Origin of the sequence: Pseudomonas sp. BAY1663 (genome assembly GCF_000582595.1) — a bacterium.
In the GTDB taxonomy this organism is placed as follows: domain Bacteria; phylum Pseudomonadota; class Gammaproteobacteria; order Pseudomonadales; family Pseudomonadaceae; genus Stutzerimonas; species Stutzerimonas stutzeri_AF.
The window spans coordinates 18,845-39,533 of record NZ_AZSV01000038.1 but is presented as its reverse complement, the minus strand read 5'-3'; the positions used below and the strand labels follow the sequence as shown (position 1 = coordinate 39,533).

The 20,689-nt window shown below is 66.6% G+C and carries 21 protein-coding genes and 5 pseudogenes; 23 read left to right on the top strand and 3 right to left on the bottom strand.

Annotated elements, in window-relative coordinates:
- From BAY1663_RS12575 to BAY1663_RS12540, 9 genes and pseudogenes are all read left to right on the top strand, one after another.
- Positions 1 to 276 (top strand): RnfABCDGE type electron transport complex subunit B (locus BAY1663_RS12575; protein WP_037041287.1); only part of this gene is annotated, 276 nt, incomplete at its 5' end.
- Between the two features lie 52 nt (positions 277 to 328).
- Entirely contained in the window at positions 329 to 1,792 is a 1,464-nt protein-coding gene (rsxC, locus tag BAY1663_RS12570) for an electron transport complex subunit RsxC (RefSeq protein WP_037041285.1), read from the top strand.
- Positions 1,789 to 2,887, top strand: a pseudogene (locus BAY1663_RS25995) (RnfABCDGE type electron transport complex subunit D). Before rsxC ends, BAY1663_RS25995 begins: the two are co-directional and overlap by 4 nt.
- Positions 2,884 to 3,558 carry an RnfABCDGE type electron transport complex subunit G gene (locus BAY1663_RS12560; protein ID WP_037041283.1) on the top strand — a complete coding sequence of 225 codons (675 nt, stop codon included), beginning with the start codon at positions 2,884 to 2,886 and terminating at the stop codon, positions 3,556 to 3,558. The pseudogene BAY1663_RS25995 and the gene BAY1663_RS12560 overlap by 4 nt, the downstream one beginning before the upstream one ends.
- Positions 3,555 to 4,274, top strand: a complete 720-nt coding sequence (locus tag BAY1663_RS12555; RefSeq protein ID WP_037041281.1) for an electron transport complex subunit E — start codon at positions 3,555 to 3,557, stop codon at positions 4,272 to 4,274. Before BAY1663_RS12560 ends, BAY1663_RS12555 begins: the two co-directional genes overlap by 4 nt.
- A 23-nt stretch (positions 4,275 to 4,297) precedes the next feature.
- Positions 4,298 to 4,558 carry an RnfH family protein gene (locus tag BAY1663_RS12550; protein ID WP_011912500.1) on the top strand — a complete coding sequence of 87 codons (261 nt, stop codon included), beginning with the start codon at positions 4,298 to 4,300 and terminating at the stop codon, positions 4,556 to 4,558.
- A 40-nt stretch (positions 4,559 to 4,598) separates the two neighbouring features.
- Positions 4,599 to 5,090: pseudogene (locus BAY1663_RS25265) on the top strand (dinitrogenase iron-molybdenum cofactor N-terminal domain-containing protein); the annotation flags it as partial.
- 59 nt (positions 5,091 to 5,149) lie between these two features.
- Positions 5,150 to 5,329, top strand: coding sequence for a hypothetical protein (locus BAY1663_RS25260; protein WP_256206726.1), 180 nt, complete (start codon positions 5,150 to 5,152; stop codon positions 5,327 to 5,329).
- The gene (locus BAY1663_RS12540; RefSeq protein WP_037041279.1) at positions 5,326 to 5,724 is read left to right on the top strand and encodes a NifB/NifX family molybdenum-iron cluster-binding protein; all 399 of its coding nucleotides are present in this window, start codon (positions 5,326 to 5,328) and stop codon (positions 5,722 to 5,724) included. Before BAY1663_RS25260 ends, BAY1663_RS12540 begins: the two co-directional genes overlap by 4 nt.
- A 694-nt stretch (positions 5,725 to 6,418) precedes the next feature.
- On the opposite strand, the gene BAY1663_RS12535 is transcribed toward BAY1663_RS12540, so the two are convergent.
- The gene (locus BAY1663_RS12535; protein ID WP_128576269.1) at positions 6,419 to 6,988 is read right to left on the bottom strand and encodes a hypothetical protein; all 570 of its coding nucleotides are present in this window, start codon (positions 6,986 to 6,988) and stop codon (positions 6,419 to 6,421) included.
- Positions 6,989 to 7,010: 22 nt separating this feature from the next.
- A complete protein-coding gene (locus BAY1663_RS12530; RefSeq protein WP_037041277.1) occupies positions 7,011 to 7,862 on the bottom strand; it encodes an SIR2 family protein in 852 nt (283 codons plus the stop codon).
- Between the two features lie 416 nt (positions 7,863 to 8,278).
- On the opposite strand from BAY1663_RS12530, the gene nifH reads away from it, so the two are divergent.
- The 7 genes and pseudogenes from nifH (at position 8,279) to BAY1663_RS12495 (ending at position 14,491) form a co-directional block, all read left to right on the top strand.
- The gene (gene nifH / locus BAY1663_RS12525; RefSeq protein ID WP_003298004.1) at positions 8,279 to 9,160 is read left to right on the top strand and encodes a nitrogenase iron protein; all 882 of its coding nucleotides are present in this window, start codon (positions 8,279 to 8,281) and stop codon (positions 9,158 to 9,160) included.
- A 109-nt stretch (positions 9,161 to 9,269) separates the two neighbouring features.
- Positions 9,270 to 10,751, top strand: a complete 1,482-nt coding sequence (nifD, locus tag BAY1663_RS12520) for a nitrogenase molybdenum-iron protein alpha chain (protein ID WP_037041275.1) — start codon at positions 9,270 to 9,272, stop codon at positions 10,749 to 10,751.
- Positions 10,752 to 10,853: 102 nt separating this feature from the next.
- Complete coding sequence (gene nifK / locus BAY1663_RS12515; RefSeq protein WP_037041273.1) at positions 10,854 to 12,425, top strand: nitrogenase molybdenum-iron protein subunit beta; 1,572 nt, start codon at positions 10,854 to 10,856, stop codon at positions 12,423 to 12,425.
- A 91-nt stretch (positions 12,426 to 12,516) separates the two neighbouring features.
- Positions 12,517 to 12,737 (top strand): annotated as a pseudogene (gene nifT / locus BAY1663_RS12510) (putative nitrogen fixation protein NifT).
- 3 nt (positions 12,738 to 12,740) lie between these two features.
- Complete coding sequence (locus BAY1663_RS12505; RefSeq protein ID WP_037041270.1) at positions 12,741 to 13,475, top strand: dinitrogenase iron-molybdenum cofactor N-terminal domain-containing protein; 735 nt, start codon at positions 12,741 to 12,743, stop codon at positions 13,473 to 13,475.
- Positions 13,472 to 13,741, top strand: coding sequence for a DUF6129 family protein (locus BAY1663_RS12500; protein ID WP_037041267.1), 270 nt, complete (start codon positions 13,472 to 13,474; stop codon positions 13,739 to 13,741). The genes BAY1663_RS12505 and BAY1663_RS12500 overlap by 4 nt, the downstream gene beginning before the upstream one ends.
- A 9-nt stretch (positions 13,742 to 13,750) precedes the next feature.
- Complete coding sequence (locus tag BAY1663_RS12495) at positions 13,751 to 14,491, top strand: 4Fe4S-binding leucine-rich repeat protein (RefSeq protein WP_037041264.1); 741 nt, start codon at positions 13,751 to 13,753, stop codon at positions 14,489 to 14,491.
- 537 nt (positions 14,492 to 15,028) lie between these two features.
- Here BAY1663_RS12495 and BAY1663_RS12490 read toward each other — a convergent pair.
- Positions 15,029 to 15,562, bottom strand: a complete 534-nt coding sequence (locus tag BAY1663_RS12490) for a transposase (protein WP_037041261.1) — start codon at positions 15,560 to 15,562, stop codon at positions 15,029 to 15,031.
- 391 nt (positions 15,563 to 15,953) lie between these two features.
- On the opposite strand from BAY1663_RS12490, the pseudogene nifE reads away from it, so the two are divergent.
- From nifE to BAY1663_RS12455, 7 genes and pseudogenes are all read left to right on the top strand, one after another.
- A pseudogene (gene nifE, locus BAY1663_RS12485) lies at positions 15,954 to 17,374 on the top strand (nitrogenase iron-molybdenum cofactor biosynthesis protein NifE).
- 10 nt (positions 17,375 to 17,384) lie between these two features.
- A pseudogene (nifN, locus tag BAY1663_RS12480) lies at positions 17,385 to 18,760 on the top strand (nitrogenase iron-molybdenum cofactor biosynthesis protein NifN).
- Positions 18,761 to 18,763: 3 nt separating this feature from the next.
- On the top strand, positions 18,764 to 19,243 hold the full coding sequence (locus BAY1663_RS12475; RefSeq protein WP_011912512.1) for a NifB/NifX family molybdenum-iron cluster-binding protein: 480 nt from the start codon (positions 18,764 to 18,766) through the stop codon (positions 19,241 to 19,243).
- A gap of 28 nt (positions 19,244 to 19,271) precedes the next feature.
- Complete coding sequence (locus BAY1663_RS12470) at positions 19,272 to 19,751, top strand: NifX-associated nitrogen fixation protein (RefSeq protein WP_037041258.1); 480 nt, start codon at positions 19,272 to 19,274, stop codon at positions 19,749 to 19,751.
- A gap of 14 nt (positions 19,752 to 19,765) precedes the next feature.
- The gene (locus BAY1663_RS12465; protein WP_011912514.1) at positions 19,766 to 19,975 is read left to right on the top strand and encodes a CCE_0567 family metalloprotein; all 210 of its coding nucleotides are present in this window, start codon (positions 19,766 to 19,768) and stop codon (positions 19,973 to 19,975) included.
- 82 nt (positions 19,976 to 20,057) lie between these two features.
- Positions 20,058 to 20,354 carry a ferredoxin III, nif-specific gene (gene fdxB / locus BAY1663_RS12460; protein ID WP_020307288.1) on the top strand — a complete coding sequence of 99 codons (297 nt, stop codon included), beginning with the start codon at positions 20,058 to 20,060 and terminating at the stop codon, positions 20,352 to 20,354.
- A 12-nt stretch (positions 20,355 to 20,366) separates the two neighbouring features.
- Positions 20,367 to 20,687 (top strand): 2Fe-2S ferredoxin, encoded by a 321-nt coding sequence (locus BAY1663_RS12455; protein WP_037041255.1) that lies wholly within the window; start codon positions 20,367 to 20,369, stop codon positions 20,685 to 20,687.
- The last annotated feature ends 2 nt before the right edge of the window (positions 20,688 to 20,689 follow it).

The window sequence follows — 20,689 nt, the reverse complement described above, 5'->3', positions numbered from 1 at the left end:
GGCCGACTGCTCGGCGTGCCGCTGGACGCCAGTGCGCTCGCCGCGCCCATGCTGGCGCGCATCGACGCGGCCGAGTGCACCGGCTGCACCCGCTGTTTCCGCGCCTGCCCGACCGACGCCATCGTCGGCGCCAACGGGCAGATCCATTGCGTGCTGAGCAACGCCTGCACCGGCTGCAGCAAATGCCTGGAGGCCTGCCCGGAGGACTGCATCGCCCTCGCGCCCCAGGCGCTGACGCTGGACCACTGGCGCTGGGCCAAACCCAGGGCCGCCTGATTTCGCCTGATTTCGCCTGATGAACAGGGGCGTCAGACCCCGGGAGTCGACAATGTTCAACCTCGCGCATTTTCGCGGCGGCATCCATCCCGCCGCCCACAAGGACCGCTCGGCTGCCCTCGGCATCGCCGTGCAGCCGCTGCCGCCGCGCCTGTACCTGCCGTTGCGCCAGCATGCCGGGGCCGAGGCCTTGCCGCTGGTGAAGGCGGGTGAGCGGGTGCTCAAGGGCCAACTGCTGGCCGGCTCGCCCACCGAGCTCTCGGCGCCGATCCATGCGCCGAGTTCCGGGCGCATCCTCTCGATCGGACCGATCGACGCGCCGCATCCGTCCGGGCTCAAGGCCAACGGCATGGTCCTCGAATGCGATGGCGAGGAGCGCTGGATCGAGCTGGACGTGCCGGCCGACCCCTTCGCCGAGGACCCGCAGCGGCTCGCACAGCGCGTCGCCGATGCCGGCGTGGTCGGGCTCGGCGGGGCGATCTTCCCGGCCGCGGTGAAGCTCAAGCAGGGCGCCCGGCACGAGATCAAGACCGTGCTGGTCAACGGCAGCGAATGCGAGCCGTACCTGAGCTGCGACGACCGGCTGATGCGCGAGCGCGCCGAGGCAGTGGTCGACGGTGCGCGGCTGATCCAGCACATCCTGCGTGCCTACAGCATCGTCATCGCCATCGAGGACAACAAGCCGGCGGCGCTGGCGGCCATGCGTGCGGCGAGCGAACCCTACGGGGCCATCGAGGTGGTGGCGGTGCCGGCGCTCTACCCGATGGGCTCGGCCAAGCAGCTGATCCGCCAGGTCACCGGCCGCGAGGTGCCGGCGGGCGGGCGCAGTACCGACGTCGGCGTGCTGGTACACAACGCCGGCACGGTGTATGCCATCCAGCAGGCGCTGCGCCACGGCCGCCCGCTGATCTCGCGGGTGGTGACGGTGGCCGGCGGCTGCGTGAGCAACCCGCGCAACGTCGAGACCCTGATCGGCACCCCGGTGCAGGCGCTGTTCGACAGCTGCGGCGGGCTGCTGCGCGAGCCGCAGCAGTTGCTGCTCGGCGGGCCGATGATGGGCATGCTGCTGCCGTCGACGGCGGTGCCGGTGATCAAGGGCGCCACCGGGCTGCTGGCGCTCGACCACGGCGAAGTGCCGCGCAGCGACAGCGCGCCGTGCATCCGCTGCGCGCGCTGCGTCGACGCCTGTCCGATGGGCCTGGCGCCGCTGGAGATGGCCGCGCGCACCCGCGTCGACGATTTCGACGGCGCCAGCGAATACGGCCTGCGCGACTGCATCCTCTGCGGCTGCTGCGCCTATGTCTGCCCCTCGCACATCCCGCTGGTGCAGTACTTCCAGTATGCCGTCGGCCAGCAGGACGAGCGCCGCAGCGCCGCGCGCAAGAACGATTACGTCAAGCAGCTTGCCGAGGCACGGGCGGCGCGCCTGGCCGAGGAGGAAGCGGCCAAGGCGGCGGCCAAGGCGGCGAAGAAACGCAAGACGGCGGCGCCGGCCGCCAGCGAGGTATCGCCATGAGCGCGCAGGGTATCGCGGCGGGGCCGTTCGCCCACGACCGCTCCTCGGTCGACCGCATCATGCTGCACGTCTGCCTGGCGCTGCTGCCGACGACGGCCTGGGGGCTGTACCTGTTCGGCTGGCCGGCGATCTACCTGTGGCTGCTGACCTGTGCCAGTGCGGTGGCCTGCGAGGCCGCCTGCCTGTACCTGCTCGGCCGGCCGCTGCGCCGCCTGCTGGACGGCAGCGCATTGCTCAGCGGCTGGCTGCTGGCGCTGACGTTGCCGCCCTGGGCGCCTGGTGGATCGCCGTCGGTGGCAGCGTCTTCGCCATCGGCATCGGCAAGCAACTGTATGGCGGCGTCGGGCAGAACGTGTTCAACCCGGCGATGCTGGCGCGGGTGGCGCTGCTGATCGCCTTTCCGCTGCAGATGACCACCTGGGCCCTGCCTTTGCCGCTGGGTACGGAGGGCGCGCCCGGCTGGCTCGAAGGCCTGCGCATCACCTTCGCCGGCGGGGCGCTGGCCGATGGCCTGAGCGGCGCCACCGCGCTGGGCCACCTGCAGACCGAGCTGACCCTGGGGCACAGTGCCGCGCAGATCCTCGACGGGCATTTCGCCTTGCTGCCGGCCTTTCTCGGCTACAGCGGCGGCAGCTCGGCGAGACCTCGGAGCTGCTGATCCTGCTCGGCGGGCTCTGGCTGCTGGCGCTGCGCATCATCCACTGGGAGATCCCGCTGGGCATGCTGCTGACGGTGGGCGCGCTGGCGGCGCTGGCGCACCAGATCGACCCACAGGTACATGGCGGCGGGCTGTTCCACCTGACCTCGGGCGGCTTGCTGCTCGGCGCGTTGTTCATCGCCACCGACCCGGTGACCTCGCCGATCAGCCGCAGTGGCCGGCTGATCTTCGCCATCGGTTGCGGCGCGCTGGTCTTCGTCATTCGCAGCTGGGGCAATTTCCCCGAAGCCGTGGCGTTCGCCGTGTTGCTCATGAACGCCCTGGTGCCGCTGATCGACCGCGTCTGCCGGCCGCGCGCCTATGGCCGCAACGCGCGCGGCAAGCCGCTGGTGGCGGCGAAGTGGACCCGCCAGGTGAAGGAGGTCGACAAGGTATGAACGAACTGACCCAGACGCCGCCCGTGGCAGACGGCAACGAACCGCCGCTCACCCGGCCCGGCCTGCTCGAGACCTGGCGCGAGCGGGTTTCCTACCAGGCGCTGTCGCTGGGCCTGGTCTGTGCCCTGGTGGCCGTGGCGCTGCTGCTCGGCAACCAGCTGACCCACCAGCGGATTGTCGATGCCGAGCTGCAGGACCGCCTCGCCGTGTTGCGCCAGGTACTGCCGCAGGCGCTCTACGACAACGATCCGCTGGCCGATGCTTTCGACGTCGAGGATGCCGAGCTGGGCCTGATCGAGGTGTACCCGGCGCGGCGCGCGGGGCAACTGACGGCCACCGCCTTCCAGGTCAGCACCGTCGGCTACGGCGGCCCGATCGTCCAGTTCATCGCCCTCGACAGCGAAGGCCGCATCCTCGGCGTGCGGGTGCTCAGCCACAAGGAAACCCCCGGCCTGGCGGACAAGATCGAAGCCACCCGCAGCGACTGGATCAAGGCCTTCGACGGCCTGTCGCTGGCCAACACGCCGAGGGCGCAATGGGCCGTGAAGAAGGACGGCGGCCAGTTCGACCAGTTCGCCGGCGCCACCATCACCCCGCGAGCCATCGTCAAGGGCGTGGTTCGGGCGCTCGAGTTCCAGGCCCGCCAGTCAACCGAGGAGAACCGGCCATGAGCAGCCATTGCGGATCAGCCGATGTCGCAGCGCCCAAGCCCAAGGGGCTGTTCAGCTACTTCAGCTCGGCGCTGTGGGACTACAACGTCGCCCTGGTGCAGATGCTCGCGCTGTGCCCGGCGCTGGCGGTGACCACCACCGCCACCAACGGCCTGGGCATGGGCCTGGCCACCACCCTGGTGCTGATGATCACCAACGCGATCATCTCCGCGCTGCGCCACAGCATCTCGCCGGCGGTGCGCAACCCGCTGATGATCGGCATCATCGCAGGCGTGGTGACCCTCATCGACATGGCGATGAACGCCTGGATGCACGAGCTGTACAAGGTATTGGGCCTGTTCATCGCGCTGATCGTGACCAACTGCGCGGTGCTCGGCCGCGCCGAATCCTTCAGCAGCCGCAACCCGGTGCTGCCCTCGATCCTCGATGGCGCCGGCATGGGCATCGGCTTCACCTGGGTGCTGATCGTGATCGGCGGGGTACGCGAGATCCTCGGCAGCGGCACGCTGTTCGCGCAGGCCTCGCTGCTGCTCGGCGAGCACTTCCACTGGCTGGAAATCACCGTCTTTCCCGACTTCCAGGGCATTCTGCTGGCGATCCTGCCGCCCGGGGCGTTCATCGTTCTGGGCTTCGTGCTGGCGTTCAAGCGGGTGATCGATCGCCGCCGCGCCGAGCGACGGGTCAGGACCCACGGCGAACTGATCGTGTTGCAGTGAGCCGACCGAGGAGCGAGCGCACCATGAAGATTTCCGTTGTATACGCCGCACCCCGGCAGCCCCTGCTGTTCGACTGCCGGGTGGCGGAAGGCTCCAGCGTGGCCGAGGCCATCGAGCACTCCGGGGTGCTGCGCTACTGCCCGGACATCGACCTGAGCAAGCAGAAGGTCGGGGTCTACGGCAAGTTCGTCAAACTCGACAGCCCGCTGAAGGAGGGCGATCGGGTGGAGATCTACCAACGCATCACGCGTGTGCTGGACGAAGACGACGATGACGACGACTGACAGCCGCCGCGGATGACCATAGCCGAGAGAGGAGCGACCGATGAACAGCCAGCCCCCGAGCATGAACCGTGAAACCGCATTACGCATCGCCCTGGCCGCCCGGGCATTGCCCGAGGTGGGCGTCGGCCGGTTGCTGGAGATCCTGCACCAGCGGATCGAAGGCGAACTGGACGAGGAGAGCCTGCAGCGCGTGACCGTCACCGACCTGAAGACCGCCTTCGCCAGCGCCGACGGCGAGGAGGACGGCGAAGACATCGGCATCGGCCTGCCGGCGCTGAAGGAAGCGGTGCGCATCCTCTGGGGCGAGGGTGTCGGCGAGGACCTGCCGCAGGCGGTGGCCCTGGACGTCGTGCCGGAAGGTTCGATCCGGGTGGCCGTGGCCTCCAACAACGGCGAACGGCTGGACGGCCACTTCGGCTCGTGCCTGCGCTTCCTGGTCTACCAGGTCGGCGTCGACAGCCTGGCGCTGGTGGACGTGCGCTCGGCGCTGGATACCGAGTTCGCCGAGGACCGCAATGGCGCACGGGCCGAGCTGATCGGCGACTGCCAGGTACTCTACGTGGTTTCCATCGGCGGCCCGGCGGCGGCAAGGTGGTCAAGTCCGGGATCTATCCGATCAAGAAGGCCGGTGGCGAGGCGCGGCAGATTCTCGCCGATCTGCAAGGCGTCATGGCCGGCAGCCCACCGCCGTGGCTGGCCAAGCTGTTGGGCGTGCGGGCCGAGCAGCGGGTGCGCTTCGAGCGCTCCGACGACGAGGCGGCCTGGGCATGAGCGGCGCGCGCAGGCTGGTTGCCGTGGCCATCGACCGCCACGGCAAAGTCGCCGGGCATGCCGGCCGGGCACACCATTGGCAGGTGTACGACATCTGCCCCGGCGAGGCGCCGGAACCCGTCTACCGCCTGGTGCTGGACGACCAGGCATGCCTGCACGAATGGCATGTCAGCGCCCAGCCCGAACGTCATCCGCTGCACGCGGTGGACGTGGCCATCGCCGCCAGCGCCGGCGACGGCGTGCTGCGCCGCCTGGGCGAGCGCGGCGTGAGCTTGCTGACCACCGCCGAAAACGATCCGTCGTGTGCCGTGCAGGCCTGGCTCGCCGGCAGCTTGCCGCCAGGCTTGCCCCACGAGGAGCCGGGCTGCGGCGGCGAGGGGCATCGGCATCCGTAATCGTGGCTTGGTGGACTGCCAAAGGCCTGAAGCTTGAAAAGCATCGCCCCGGGGTCGGGCCTCCCACAAAGGCAGCCGGCGCACGCCGAACCCTGTGGGAGGCGCGCCCTCGCGGCGATGCAGGCCGAAGGACTGCCAAAGGCCTGAAGCTTGGAGCTTGGTGCTTGAAAGCCTGAAAAGCATCGCCCCGGGGTCGGGGCTCCCACAAAGGCAGCCGGCGCACGCCGAACCCCTGTGGGAGGCGTGCCCTCGCGGCGATGCAGGCCGAAGGACTGCCAAAGGCCTGAAGCCCGGAGCTTGAAGCTTGAAAGCCTGAAAAGCATCGCCCCGGGGTCGGACCTCCCACAAAGGCAGCCGGCGCACGCCGAACCCCTGTGGGAGGCGCGCCCTCGCGGCGATGCAGGCCGAAGGACTGCCAAAGGCCTGAAGCCTGAAAAGCCGGAAGCGGGCCTCCCAGAAAAATGGTCGGGAGCTATTTTTTGACGTCGCTTGCGACGGCCCGAAGGGTGATCGTCAGGGACGGCAGATCACAAAAAACTCCCCTGGGAGCACAGGGGAGTGGCTCATCGCCAATATGGGGATGTCAAACCGTTGCACGTGACCTGGGCTACGCCCGGGCTCTGCGAGCCCAGGGCAATCCAGGGGGTGGAATCGAGCCCCATGCTGGCCAAGCCCAATACGCCCATGGGTGGATTCAGATCGGCCCGCGCGCCTCGCGACGATGGGCGACGGTGCAGCCAAGGGCGGCCTCGTAGCTCAGCGTCTCCAGCTTCGGCCGGTAGTCGCGCAGCGCGGCGTAGACGGTGAGCACCTTGTCCTCGGCGCTCTGGCCCTTGAAGTCTTCCTTGTCCAGGCGCAGGTCGTCGGCCAGGGTGTTCCACACCGCGCCTTCCTCGTGTGCCTGCAGCAGCAGGGGCACGCCGTCGAGCTCGGTGTACAGCGACTGGCCGAGGTTCTCCACGTAGAAGATCACCGGTGCGCCGTCGGCCAGGTCGCCGCGGTAGCGTTCGAGGAACAGCGGCAGGTGGGCCAGTTCGATCAGGGCGCCGGCCATCATCGCCAGTTTCCCCTGCTGCTCGAGCATGACCGCCTGCTTGACCACGGCGGTCGGCGGCAGGCGGCGGCCGGAGGCATCGGCGATCTCGCCTTCTTCGAGCACCAGGTCGCCGCGGAAGGCGTAGGTGTCCGGCTTCGTGGTCGCGCCATTGACGCTGACGTTGCACAGCAGGTTTTGCGTTTCGTAGGTTTTCAACAGCATGGTCATGCTCTCTCGTGGAAAAAAACGGTCAGGCGACTTGCGGGGCGCCCTGGGCCAGGCCGAGCAGGTCGTGCCAGTCGGTCTCGACCAGTTCCAGTTGCTTGCGCAGGCAGACCTTGCGGTCCTTCGCGGTCGGCGAGGGGATCAGCGCCCAGCCGGCGGGCGTGGCGGCATCGTGGATCAGGTCGCTCATCAGCATGCGCTCGGTGTCGCGGTTGAACTGCATGCCGAGGAACAGGTAGCGGCATTCCTTGCGCTGCTGCTTGAGCCAGCCGGGAATGGCGAAGCCGCCCATCAGTTCGGTGATGTAGTCGACGAAGTCGGCGTCGCTGGCGACGTAGGAAGGGTTTGGCAGCGGCGTGCCCAGCGGCTTGAACAGCACCGGTAGCGCGGGATCGACCTCGCTCTGGTCGATGCGCTGGTAGCGGCCTGCGTCGAAGCGATAGATGTCGAAGCGGTAGGGGCTGGCGGCGATGCGCGCGGCGCCGACCACCAGCGTATGCGGACGGTCGGCATAGCAGCGCTGCAGCTGGGTGTCGCGATTGCAGTCGATGACGTAGGGCAGGTTCAACCCGGCCAGCCAGCGGTGCAGCGGCGCGGGCGTCCAGTTGTCGCCACCGTAGGTCTGGGTCAGGAAGCGCTCGATGAAGCTGCGGCCCTTCTTGTTCTCCAGGTGCATGGCGGCACGCGGGAATTCGTACATCAGCCGCGGCGCCATCGGCTGCCCGCCGGTCATGGCGAGGATCAGGCTTTCATTGTCGGCCGGCATCGGCTGACCGGTGTCGCGGTCGACCACGCCGCCCAGCACACCGGGCCCCAGGTAGGGCACCAGTTCATGGGCGGCGAGGCGGTCGGCGATTTCCTGCAAAGGATCGTTCACGGCAAATCTCCTGCGGCCAGTGGATTTACCGATAGCCGATCGCAATAACCGAGCCAGCCGGGAGCGTGCATGCAAGCCCTTGATATATGGGGCTTTGAATGCGGCGATAGTTGCCGTTCAGGTGTTTTCGAAAGTATCGAACGCGACAATTGTCATGTTCGCAACAGTTGCCGCAAGTGTGAAAAACCGGCGCTTGGCCCGGTCGATCTTTTTGTCGCCATTGCAACAGTCAGGCCTGTCGGTTGTTAACTATCGAACCGCCGAAGAATGTTGCCATTAATAAAATTATTTCAATTAAAACAAGTGCTTATGTTCTTTTTGGGACGCTGGCACAAAGGCTGCTATTGCCCTGTTGCGCAGGCTTGTTCGTGCCTATAGCCCACGTCAAGTGGTAACGAAACCTGAGGAACTTAATTATGGCAATGCGTCAATGCGCTATTTACGGGAAGGGTGGAATCGGCAAGTCCACCACGACCCAGAACCTCGTGGCGGCCCTGGCCGAACTCGGCAAGAAGGTCATGATCGTCGGCTGCGACCCCAAGGCCGACTCCACTCGCCTGATCCTGCACTCCAAGGCGCAGAACACCATCATGGAAATGGCCGCCGAGGCCGGTACCGTGGAAGACCTGGAACTCGAGGACGTGCTCAAGACCGGCTACGGCGACATCAAGTGCGTCGAGTCGGGCGGTCCGGAGCCGGGTGTGGGCTGCGCCGGTCGCGGCGTGATCACCGCGATCAACTTCCTCGAAGAGGAAGGCGCCTACGAGGATGACCTGGACTTCGTCTTCTACGACGTGCTCGGCGACGTGGTCTGTGGCGGCTTCGCCATGCCCATCCGCGAGAACAAGGCCCAGGAGATCTACGTCGTCTGCTCCGGCGAGATGATGGCGATGTATGCCGCCAACAACATCTGCAAGGGCATCGTGAAGTACGCCAATTCCGGCAGCGTGCGCCTCGGCGGGCTGATCTGCAACAGCCGCAACACCGACCGCGAGGACGAGCTGATCATGGCCCTGGCCGACAAGCTGGGCTCGCAGATGATCCACTTCGTCCCGCGCGACAACGTCGTGCAGCGCGCCGAAATCCGCCGCATGACCGTCATCGAGTACGACCCCGCCGCCAAGCAGGCCGACGAATACCGGACCCTGGCGAAGAAGATCGTCGAGAACAAGAAACTGGTCATCCCCACCCCGATCAGCATGGACGAGCTGGAAGCCCTGCTCATGGAGTTCGGGATCATGGACGAGGAAGACATGACCATCGTCGGCAAGACCGCCGCCGAGGAAGTCGTTGCCTGATCGCTTCAGCAGAACGGGGCAGGGCGGATGGGCTGCCGGGGTGTCGCACCGTGCCCGGCACGGTGCGGTGCGCCCGTGACCCGCACATGAACGCAAGAGGAGGTCAATCATGACCGGTATGTCCCGCGAAGAGGTGGAATCCCTCATCCAGGAAGTCCTGGAAGTCTATCCGGAGAAGGCCCGCAAGGACCGCGCCAAGCACTTGTCGCCCAACGACCCGACGCTTGAGCAATCGAAGAAGTGCATCACCTCCAACAAGAAGTCCCAGCCGGGGCTGATGACCATCCGTGGCTGCGCCTACGCCGGCTCGAAGGGTGTGGTCTGGGGGCCGATCAAGGACATGATCCACATTTCCCACGGGCCGGTGGGTTGTGGCCAGTACTCGCGCGCCGGGCGGCGCAACTACTACATCGGCACCACCGGGGTGAACGCCTTCGTCACCATGAACTTCACCTCGGACTTCCAGGAGAAGGACATCGTCTTCGGCGGCGACAAGAAGCTGGCCAAGCTGATCGACGAGATCGAGACGCTGTTCCCGCTGAACAAGGGCATCTCCGTGCAGTCCGAATGCCCCATCGGCCTGATCGGCGACGACATCGAGGCGGTCGCCAAGAAGAAGGCCGCCGAGCACGAGACCACCGTGGTACCGGTGCGCTGCGAAGGTTTCCGCGGGGTATCGCAGTCCCTCGGCCACCACATCGCCAACGACGCCATCCGCGACTGGGTGCTGGACAAGCGCGACGACGACACCAGCTTCGAGAGCACGCCCTACGACGTCTCCATCATCGGCGACTACAACATCGGCGGCGATGCCTGGTCCTCGCGCATCCTGCTCGAGGAAATGGGCCTGCGCGTGGTCGCGCAGTGGTCCGGCGACGGCACGATTTCCGAGATGGAACTGACACCCAAGGTCAAGCTCAACCTGGTGCACTGCTACCGCTCGATGAACTACATCTCGCGGCACATGGAAGAGAAGTACGGCATCCCATGGATGGAGTACAACTTCTTCGGCCCGACCAAGACCGCCGAGTCGCTGCGGGCCATCGCCGAGCATTTCGACGACAGCATCAAGGCCAAGTGCGAGCAAGTGATCGCCAAGTACCAGCCGGAGTGGGAGGCGGTGATCGCCAAGTATCGCCCGCGCCTGGAAGGCAAGCGCGTGATGCTCTACGTCGGCGGCCTGCGTCCGCGCCACGTGATCGGCGCCTACGAGGACCTGGGCATGGAAGTGGTCGGCACCGGCTACGAGTTCGGCCACAACGACGACTACGACCGCACCCTCAAGGAAATGGGCAACGCCACGCTGCTCTACGACGACGTCACCGGCTACGAGTTCGAGGAGTTCGTCAAGCGCATCAAGCCCGACCTGATCGGTTCCGGCATCAAGGAAAAGTACATCTTCCAGAAGATGGGCATTCCCTTCCGGCAGATGCACTCCTGGGATTATTCCGGCCCGTACCACGGCTTCGACGGCTTCGCCATCTTCGCCCGTGACATGGACATGACCCTGAACAACCCGTGCTGGAAGAAGCTGCAGGCGCCCTGGCAGAAGGCCGAGGAATCGGCCGAGAAGGTCGCCGCCAGCGCCTGATGGTCCGCAGTCGTACGCAACGTCCGCGGCGGCCGGCGCAGGCCGGTCGCCGCCGATATCCGTGATCGCCGTTCACAGATGAGTGAGGCGAAGGAGAGAGTCATGAGCCAGCAAGTCGATAACATCAAACCCAGCTATCCGCTGTTCCGCGACGAAGAGTACAAGGACATGCTCGCGCGCAAGCGCGACGCCTTCGAAGAGAAGCATCCGCAGGACAAGATCGACGAAGTCTTCCAGTGGACCACCACCCAGGAATACCAGGAACTCAACTTCCAGCGCGAAGCCCTGACCGTCAACCCGGCCAAGGCCTGCCAGCCGCTGGGTTCGGTACTCTGCGCCCTGGGCTTCGAGAAGACCATGCCCTACGTGCACGGCTCGCAGGGGTGCGTGGCCTACTTCCGCACCTACTTCAACCGCCACTTCAAGGAGCCGGTGTCCTGCGTGTCCGACTCCATGACCGAGGACGCAGCGGTGTTCGGCGGCCAGCAGAACATGAAGGACGGCCTGGCCAACTGCAAGGCCACCTACAAGCCGGACATGATCGCCGTGTCCACCACCTGCATGGCCGAGGTCATCGGCGACGACCTCAACGCCTTCATCAACAACTCGAAGAAGGAGGGCTTCATCCCCGAGGACTACCCGGTCCCCTATGCCCACACCCCGAGCTTCGTCGGCAGCCACGTCACCGGCTGGGACAACATGTTCGAGGGCATTGCCCGCTACTTCACCCTCAATCACATGGACGACAAGGTGGTCGGTAGCAACCACAAGATCAATGTCGTTCCCGGCTTCGAGACCTACCTGGGCAACTTCCGCGTGATCAAGCGCATGCTCAAGGAAATGGACGTCGGCTACAGCCTGCTCTCCGATCCGGAAGAAGTGCTCGATACCCCGGCCGACGGCCAGTTCCGCATGTACTCCGGCGGCACCACCCAGGACGAGATCAAGGATGCGCCCAACGCCCTGAACACCCTGCTGCTGCAACCCTGGCAGCTGGAAAAGACCAGGAAGTTCGTCGAAGGCACCTGGAAGCACGAGACGCCCAAGCTGAGCATCCCCATGGGCCTGGACTGGACCGACGAGTTCCTGATGAAGGTCAGCGAGATCAGCGGCCAGCCGATCCCCGAAAGCCTGGCCAAGGAGCGCGGTCGCCTGGTCGACATGATGACCGACTCGCACACCTGGCTGCACGGCAAGCGCTTCGCGCTGTGGGGCGATCCGGATTTCGTCATGGGCATGGCCAAGTTCCTCCTGGAGCTGGGCGCCGAGCCGGTGCACATCCTCGCCCACAACGGCAACAAGCGCTGGAAGAAGGCCATGGACGCGATCCTGGAGTCCTCGCCCTACGGCAAGAACTGCACCGTGTACATCGGCAAGGACCTCTGGCACATGCGCTCGCTGGTGTTCACCGACAAGCCGGACTTCATGATCGGCAACAGCTACGGCAAGTTCATCCAGCGCGACACGCTGCACAAGGGCAAGGAGTTCGAGGTGCCGCTGATCCGTCTCGGCTTCCCGATCTTCGACCGCCACCACCTGCATCGCCAGACCACCCTGGGCTACGAAGGCGCCATGCAGATACTGACCACCCTCGTCAACGCCGTGCTCGAGCGCCTCGACGACGAGACCCGCGGCATGCAGAGCACCGACTACAACTACGACCTGGTTCGTTGACCGCGAGCGGGGAGGGCGACCTCCCCATCCTGGCCGGCCGGCGCACCGCAATGGTCGTCGGCCGGCCAGCCCTATTTTCAGGAAGCCTCCCATGCCCAGTGTCATGATCAGCCGCAACAAGAATGGCCAGCTGACCTTCTACATCGCCAAGAAGGACCAGGAAGAAATCGTCGTCAGCCTGGAACACGACAGCCCCGAGCGCTGGGGCGGCGAAGTCGCCCTGGCCGATGGCTCCAGCTACTACCTCGAACCCCTCTCGCGCCGCCGAAACTGCCGATCACCCTGCGCGCCAAACGGGCCGGCGAGGGCTGAACGATGGCGCCCAGCAACGGACGGGCTCCGCTGCCGGCTCACCTGGCCCTGCGCATCGCCCTGGCCGCGCGCGAGCTGAACGGCGTGGATACCGGGCAACTGCTGCGCACCCTGCTCAGCGTCACCGGCGAGCCGATCACCGAAGCGCGACTGGCCAGGCTGCGCCTAAACCGCCTGCGCAACCGCCTGCTGAGCAGCGTCGACGGGCCGCCGCCGGCGCTCAGCGAGCGGCAATTGCAGCGTGCGCTCGGCCTGCTCAAGGGGCGTGGCGTGCGGATGCCCGAGGAACCGTTGCCGGCCATCGAGCCCTATCGCGAAGGCGAGTTGCCGGATTCGATCCGCATCGCCTGCACCTCCGACGGCGGCGAGCGCCTGGACGGCAGCTTCGGCAGCTGCGCGCGCTTTCTCGTCTACCAGATCTCGCCGAGCGCCAGCCGCCTGGTCGACCTGCGCGAGCCGGGGCCGGTCGCGCCCCACGAAGATCGCCATGCCCGCCGCGCCGAACTGCTGCACGACTGCCAGCTGCTCTACACCCTGAGCATCGGCGGGCCGGCGGCGGCCAAGGTGATTCGCGTCGGCACCCACCCGGTCAAGGTCATGCGGCCGATCCCGGCCCGCGAGATCGTCGAGGAACTGCAACAGGTACTGGCCAGCGCGCCGCCGCCCTGGCTGGCCAAGGCCATGGGCAGCGAGCCGGCCCCCCGCGTTTCCACGTCTGAAAGAGAGGACACCCCATGATCAGCCAGACCCAGCTCGACGCGGTCATCCGCCAGGCCGAGAACGCTCCGTTGGACGAGGCGCTGCTCGCCAGGCTGCGCAGCGAGCACCCTGGCATCCACTTCACCTGCTGCATGGACGACGACGTGGTGGCCAATGCCAAGCCGGTTGCCGAGCGGCCGGGGTTCAACGTCTACCTGGTCAACTCCAGCCAGCACTGCTCGGTGCTGAGCAACGACCTGGACGCCGCCTCGGGCATCGTCCTGGCCGAAGTCATCGCCGATTAGAGAGCACCCATGCACAACGACGGTAGCGAGGACATCACCCCCCTGGCGGACTGCCGCGATTGCAGCTTTCGCGGCGACCTGCTGCCCAGCGGCCGCTGCACGCCGGGCGACCGCTGCGTGGCGATCCACAGCGGCCGGCAGATCGACCGTTTCTTCCGGCAGAATCCGCAGCTGGCCGTGCACTACCTGGCCGATCCGTTCTGGGAGCGGCGCGCCATCGCCGTGCGCTACGCCCCGGTGGAGGCGCTGCTGCCGATGATCCACGACGTCGACGAAGCGGTGCGCCGTGCCGTCGCCTACCGCCTGCCGCGCGAGCGCCTGGGCGAACTCATGCGCGACCCGGATCGGGAAGTGCGCATCACCGTCGCCGACCGCCTGCCGGCCGAGCAACTGGAACGGATGGCTGCCGACCCGGATTACCTGGTGCGCGCCTACGTAGTCCAGCGCATAGCCCCGGGGCGGCTGTTCCGCTTCATCCGCGACGAGGACCGCCAGGTGCGCAAGTTCGTCGCACAGCGCCTGCCCGAGGAAAGCCTCGGACTGATGGTCACCGACCCCGAACCGGAAGTCCGCCGCCTGGTCGCCGCGCGCCTGCATGGCGAGGACGTGCTGGAAATGCTCCACGACCCCGACTGGACGGTACGCCTGGCCGCCGTGGAAAACGCCCCGCTCGACGCCCTGCGCGAGCTGAACGAAGACGATCCCGAAGTCCGGAACGCGATCGAAGAGCGATTGGGTAGGTTGGGTTGAGGTAGGTTGGGTGGGGCCGCCGAGGTTGAGCTCCGCGAAGCCCAACGAGCGAGGCATCGGGTAACACAATCGTTACGGCGTTGAGCTTCGGCACGTCGGAGATTCGCCTTGGTTCCGGTGTGATGTTGGGCTTCGCCGCTTCGCGGCTCAACCCAACCTACGGGTTCGGTGCCAGTCGTAGGTTGGGTTGAGCTCCGCGAAGCCCAACGAGCTGGCACCGGGCAACGCAATCGTTATGGCGTTGAGCTTCGGCGCGTCGGAGGTTCGCTTTGGCCCCGGCGTGATGTTGGGCTTCGTCGCTTCGCGTCTCAACCCAACCTACGTCGTGCCCCGTCGTAACTGTCCAACTCTGACGTAGGTTGGGTTGAGCCTGCGAAGCCCAACGAGCGAGGCGTCGGACAACGCACTCGTCGCGGCGTTGAGCTTCGGCGCATCGGAGGTCCGCTTTGGCCCCGGAGTGATGTTGGGCTTCGCCGCTCCGCGGCCCAGCGGAGCGCCGCCCGACCCAACCTACGTGTTTCACCCAACCACCGGGCCTCAATCCCAACGTACGTGGATCGACCCCGCCGCACACACCTCACCTCCCCAATCGACCGGTATCGCTCTGTTTCTGATGTAACGATGAATCGAGGAATACGGCCAATCGGCGGCGCGTGAAACGTGCCCATGCTTGACCGGATTGAAATGGATGTAATCGATGTGCCGCTGCAGATCCTCTTCGTCCCGGATCCGGTGCTCCCAATAGCGCCGTTGCCAGACGGCGCGCTCACGTTTGCGTCGGCGCGACAACGGAATCGCCTCGTATGCGGGCAGGCGACGGGAGAAGCTGCTCTTGATCAACGCCCAGCGCAGCGGGTAGTCGGCATCGCCCTCGGGCAGTCGCCATACGGCGTGCAGGTGATCCGGCAACACCACCTGCGCGACGATCTCGAACGGATGTCGGGCCTTTACCAGGCGAAAGGCGGCGCGAAGCGCGTCGATATGCTCGGTGAGCAGGCACTGGCTGCGATCGGCCAGCCCGAGGGTGAAAAAGAACGTGCCGCCCGGCACGAAAGCGCGTCGATAGTGCATCTCATCGTCCTTGATGAATTGACGTCGCGAAGCGTAAAGCAGCCCGTCAGCGCAAAAACGTGATCCCTACCGCTTGGTTGGAACGTAGGTTGGGTGGGGGCGCCTAGCCTTCGCTTCGCGAAGCCCAACGAGCGCGGCGTCGGGCAGCGGATTCGTCGTGTGGCGTTATTCGGCTCCGGTGTGATGTTGGGCTTCGCCGCTACGCGGCTCAGGCTACGCGCCCCGCCCCAACCTACGATGCGACAGTTGAATCCTTTGTTGCAAACCCCACATCCGGGGGCTTTTGCGACAAGGCGGTTTATCAATAAATCCTTTTTAAACAATGAGTTAATTTTTGGTACAGGCATTGCACCCACCTCGTTGCGCATGACCACGACGACCGGAGGGTGCGATGAAAGCCAAGGACATTGCCGAGCTGCTCGACGAGCCCGCCTGCACGCACAACAAGAAGGAGAAGTCCGGCTGCGCCAAGCCGACGCCGGGCGCCACCGATGGTGGCTGCGCCTTCGACGGCGCGCAGATCGCGCTGCTGCCGATCGCCGACGTGGCGCACATCGTCCATGGGCCGATCGCCTGCGCCGGCAGTTCCTGGGACAACCGCGGCACCCGCTCCAGCGGCCCGCAGTTGTACCGCATCGGCATGACCACCGATCTCTCCGAGCAGGACGTGATCATGGGACGCGCCGAGAAGCGCCTGTTCCACGCCATCCGCCAGGCGGTGGAGAGCTACGCGCCGCCGGCGGTGTTCGTCTACAACACCTGCGTGCCGGCGCTGATCGGCGACGACCTCGATGCCGTGTGCAAGGCCGCCAGCGAGCATTTCGCCACCCCGGTGGTGCCGGTGGACGGCGCCGGCTTCTACGGCACCAAGAACCTCGGCAACCGCATCGCCGGCAATGCCATGGTCAAGCACGTGATCGGCACCCGTGAGCCCGACCCACTGCCGGCCGGCAGCGAGCGCGCCGGCATTCGTGTGCACGACGTCAACCTGATCGGCGAATACAACATCGCCGGCGAGTTCTGGCACGTGCTGCCGCTGCTCGACGAGCTGGGCCTGCGCGTGCTCTGCACGCTGTCGGGCGATGCGCGTTTTCGCGAGGTGCAGACCATGCACCGCGCCGAGGTGAATATGATGGTCTGCTCCAAGGCCATGCTCAACGTCGCGCGCAAGCTGCAGGAGCGCTTCGGCACGCCCTGGTTCGAGGGCAGTTTCTACGGCATCACCGACACCTCGCAGGCGCTGCGCGACTTCGCCCGGCTGATCGGCGATGCCGACCTCGCCTCGCGCACCGAAGCGCTGATCGCGCGCGAGGAAGCGAAGATTCGCGCGGCGCTGGAGCCTGGCGCGAACGCCTGGCCGGCAAGCGCGTGCTGCTCTACACCGGCGGGGTCAAGTCCTGGTCGGTGATCTCCGCGCTGCAGGACCTGGGCATGAAGGTAGTCGCCACCGGCACCAAGAAATCCACCGAGGAGGACAAGGCGCGCATCCGCGAGCTGATGGGCGACGACGTCAAGATGCTCGACGAGGGCAATCCGCGCGCGCTGTTGCGCACGGTGGAGGAATACCGCGCCGACATCCTCATCGCCGGCGGCCGCAACATGTACACCGCGCTCAAGGGGCGCATCCCCTTCCTCGACATCAACCAGGAACGCGAATTCGGCTATGCCGGCTACGACGGCATGCGGGAACTGGTGCGCCAGCTGTGCCTGACCCTCGAGAGCCCGGTGTGGCCGGCGGTGCGCCAGCCGGCGCCGTGGGAGCGGCCCGTCGCGTCGGCCGAGGCACAACCCCGTACGCTGGCGAACGCCTGAGGAGGTCGCGATGGCACAGATCATCAACCGCAACAAGGCGCTGGCGGTCAGCCCGCTGAAGGCCAGCCAGACCATGGGCGCCGCGCTGGCCTTCCTCGGCCTGGCGCGCAGCATGCCGCTGCTGCACGGTTCGCAGGGCTGCACGGCGTTCGCCAAGGTGTTCTTCGTCAGGCACTTCCGCGAGCCGGTGCCGTTGCAGACCACGGCGATGGATCAGGTCAGCTCGGTGATGGGCGCCGACGAGAACGTGGTCGAGGCGCTGCGCACCATTTGCGACAAGCAACATCCAGCGGTGATCGGCCTGCTCAGCACCGCGCTGGCGGAGACCCAGGGCTGCGACCTGCACAGCGCCGTGCATCAGTTCCGCCGCGAATATCCCGAGTACGGCGACGTGGCCGTGGTGTCGGTGAACAGCCCGGACTTCAGCGGTTGCTTCGAGAGCGGTTTCGCCGCCGCGCTCAAGGCGATGATCGAGGCGCTGGTGCCCGAGCGCCGTGACCAGGTCGGCCAGCGGCCGCGCCAGGTCAACGTGCTGTGCAGCGCCAGCCTGACACCCGGCGACCTGGAATTCGTCGCCGAGAGCATCGAGAGCTTCGGCCTGCGGCCGTTGCTGATCCCCGACCTGTCCGGCTCGCTGGACGGCCATCTCGACGAGGCAGCCTTCAACCCGCTGACCACCGGCGGGCTGACCCTCGACGAGTTGGCCAGTGCCGGGCAGAGCGCCGCCACCCTGGTGATCGGCCAGAGCCTGACTGCCGCCGCCGATGCGCTGGCCGCCCGCAGCGGCGTACCGGACCGGCGTTTCGGCCTGCTGCTGGGCCTGGAGGCGGTGGATGCCTGGCTGATGGCGCTGAGCGAGATCAGCGGCAACCCGGTGCCGGAGCGCTGGCAGCGCCAGCGCCGGCAACTGCAGGACGCCATGCTCGATACCCATTTCATGCTCGGCGACGCGCGTCTGGGCATCGCCGCCGACCCCGATCTGCTGCTCGGTTTCGCCACCCTGGCGCGCGGCATGGGCGCGCAACTGGTGGCTGCCGTGGTGCCGGCGCGCGCGCCGGCGTTGGCCGATGCGCCGCTGGCGCGCATCCAGGTCGGTGACCTGGAGGACTTGGAGCAGGCCGCCCGCGACGGTGGTGCCAACTGCTGCTCGGCAACAGCCATGCGCTGGCCAGCGCCGACCGCCTGGGCATTCCGCTGCTGCGCGTGGGCTTTCCGCAGTACGACCTGCTGGGCGGCTTCCAGCGCTGCTGGAGCGGTTACCGGGCCAGCGCGCAGGCGCTGTTCGACCTGGCCAACCTGCTCACCGAACACCATCAGGGTATCGCGCCGTATCGCTCGATCTATGCGCAGAAGCCCGCCTCCGACCATTCGCAATGGAGCCACTGAGCCATGGCCAGCCCCATCCGACAACTGCAGGTACTCGACGGCGAGAACGACGGCACGCTGCTCAAGGTGGCCTTCGCCTCGTCCGATCGGCGCACGGTCGACCAGCATTTCGGTTCGTCGCGGTCGTTCGTGTTCTACGGCATCGACCCCGAGCGGGCCGAGCTGCAATCGGTGGTGGAGTTCGGCGAGCTCGACCAGGACGGCAACGAGGACAAGCTGGCGGCCAAGCTGGAACTGCTCGATGGCTGCATCGCGGTGTACTGCCGCGCCTGCGGCGCCTCGGCGGTACGCCAGCTGCTGGCGATCGGCGTGCAGCCGGTCAAGGTCAGCGAGGCCGAGGGCATCGCCGAACTGATCGAAACGCTGCAGGCCGAGCTGCGCGAAGGCCCTTCGGCCTGGCTGGCCAAGGCGATCCGGCGTACCCGTGGCACGCCGGACCAGCAACGTTTCGAGGCCATGGCCGGCGAGGCCTGGGACGAATAGCCCGACACCCGCAATCGAGGACAGCGTTATGTATGCAGAAGAACAACAGGCGGTCGTGCGCGACGACGACCCGGCCCTGCAGGACCCGGTGATCAAGCAGATGGTGGTGCAACTGCGCGCCATGGACAGCTACGGCACCTACGACACCTGGAGCGACGCGCGGGTGCTCGACCCGCTGGTGCTGACCCGCGAGCGGCGCCGGGCGATCCCCATCGTCGGCGATCCGGACGAGGTCACCCTGTCGCGGGTCAAGGCCTTCTACAACGCCCTGGCGCAGATGATCGAGCGCGAGACCGGGCTGCTCGCGGTACCGGTGATCAACATCACCCACGAGGGCTTCGGCCGCGCGCTGATCCTGGTCGGCAAGCTGGTGGCGCTGGACAAGACCCTGCGCGACGTCCACCGCTTCGGCTTCGAATCGCTCGAGGCGTTGTCGCTCGACGCGCAGAAGCTGCTGGGCAAGGCGACCGCGCTGGTCGCCGAGCACCGTGCGGTCGCCGAGTTGTAAGAGGAGGCGAGCCGATGACTGAAGAGGAACTCAAGGCGTTGAAGAAGGAAGTCAGCCAGAAGAAGCGCATCGCCACCGAATGGGCGTCGCAGATCCACGACCTGGTCGAGGACCGGCTGCTGATCGATTACCGGCAATTGCCGGAACTGGCGACGCAGGCACACCAGGCCTGCCTCGACTGGGCCGAGGCCAACGCCCGGCTGGAAGCGGCCGGCAACGCCTGACCACCAATACAGAGCGGGCCCGAGCCCGCCGTATCCCTAACCGTAGGCCGCCGCCATGCCATTGGCGGGCAGGAGATGACAGATGGAAGCAGTGATAACCGGGCGTACGCGCGGTGGCGCCGAATGGGTGCCGCAGTTCGTCACCGCCGTCGATGCGCAGAAGTGCATCGGTTGCGGACGTTGCTACAAGGTGTGCCCGCGCGACGTGTTCGAGCTGGTGGAGCGCTCCGGCATGGTGGACGAAGACGACGACCTCTACGACGAGGACGACGAGATGATGGTCATGGCCATCGCCGACGGCCTCGACTGCATCGGCTGCAAGGCCTGTGCGGCGGTTTGCCCGAAACAATGCCATACCCATCAGGCCCTGGCCGGTTGAGGAGCTGCTGACATGCCAAGACCCGACTACCACATCTTCCTCTGCCTGCAGCGCCGCGCCGAGGGGCACCCGCGCGGCAGTTGTGCTGCGAAGGGCGGCGAAGCCCTGTTCGACGCCTTCTCCCAGGCCCTGATCCGGCGCAACCTGATCGGCCGCATCGCCTTGACCGGCACCGGCTGCCTGGGGCCCTGCCAGGCCGGCGCCAATGTGCTGATCTACCCGGGCGCATTGATGTACAGCTGGGTGGAGCCGGCGGACGCCGACACCATCCTCACGCATCTGCTCGAAGGCGAGCCCTTCGCCGACAAGCTGACCCCCGCGGAGCTCTGGTGAGG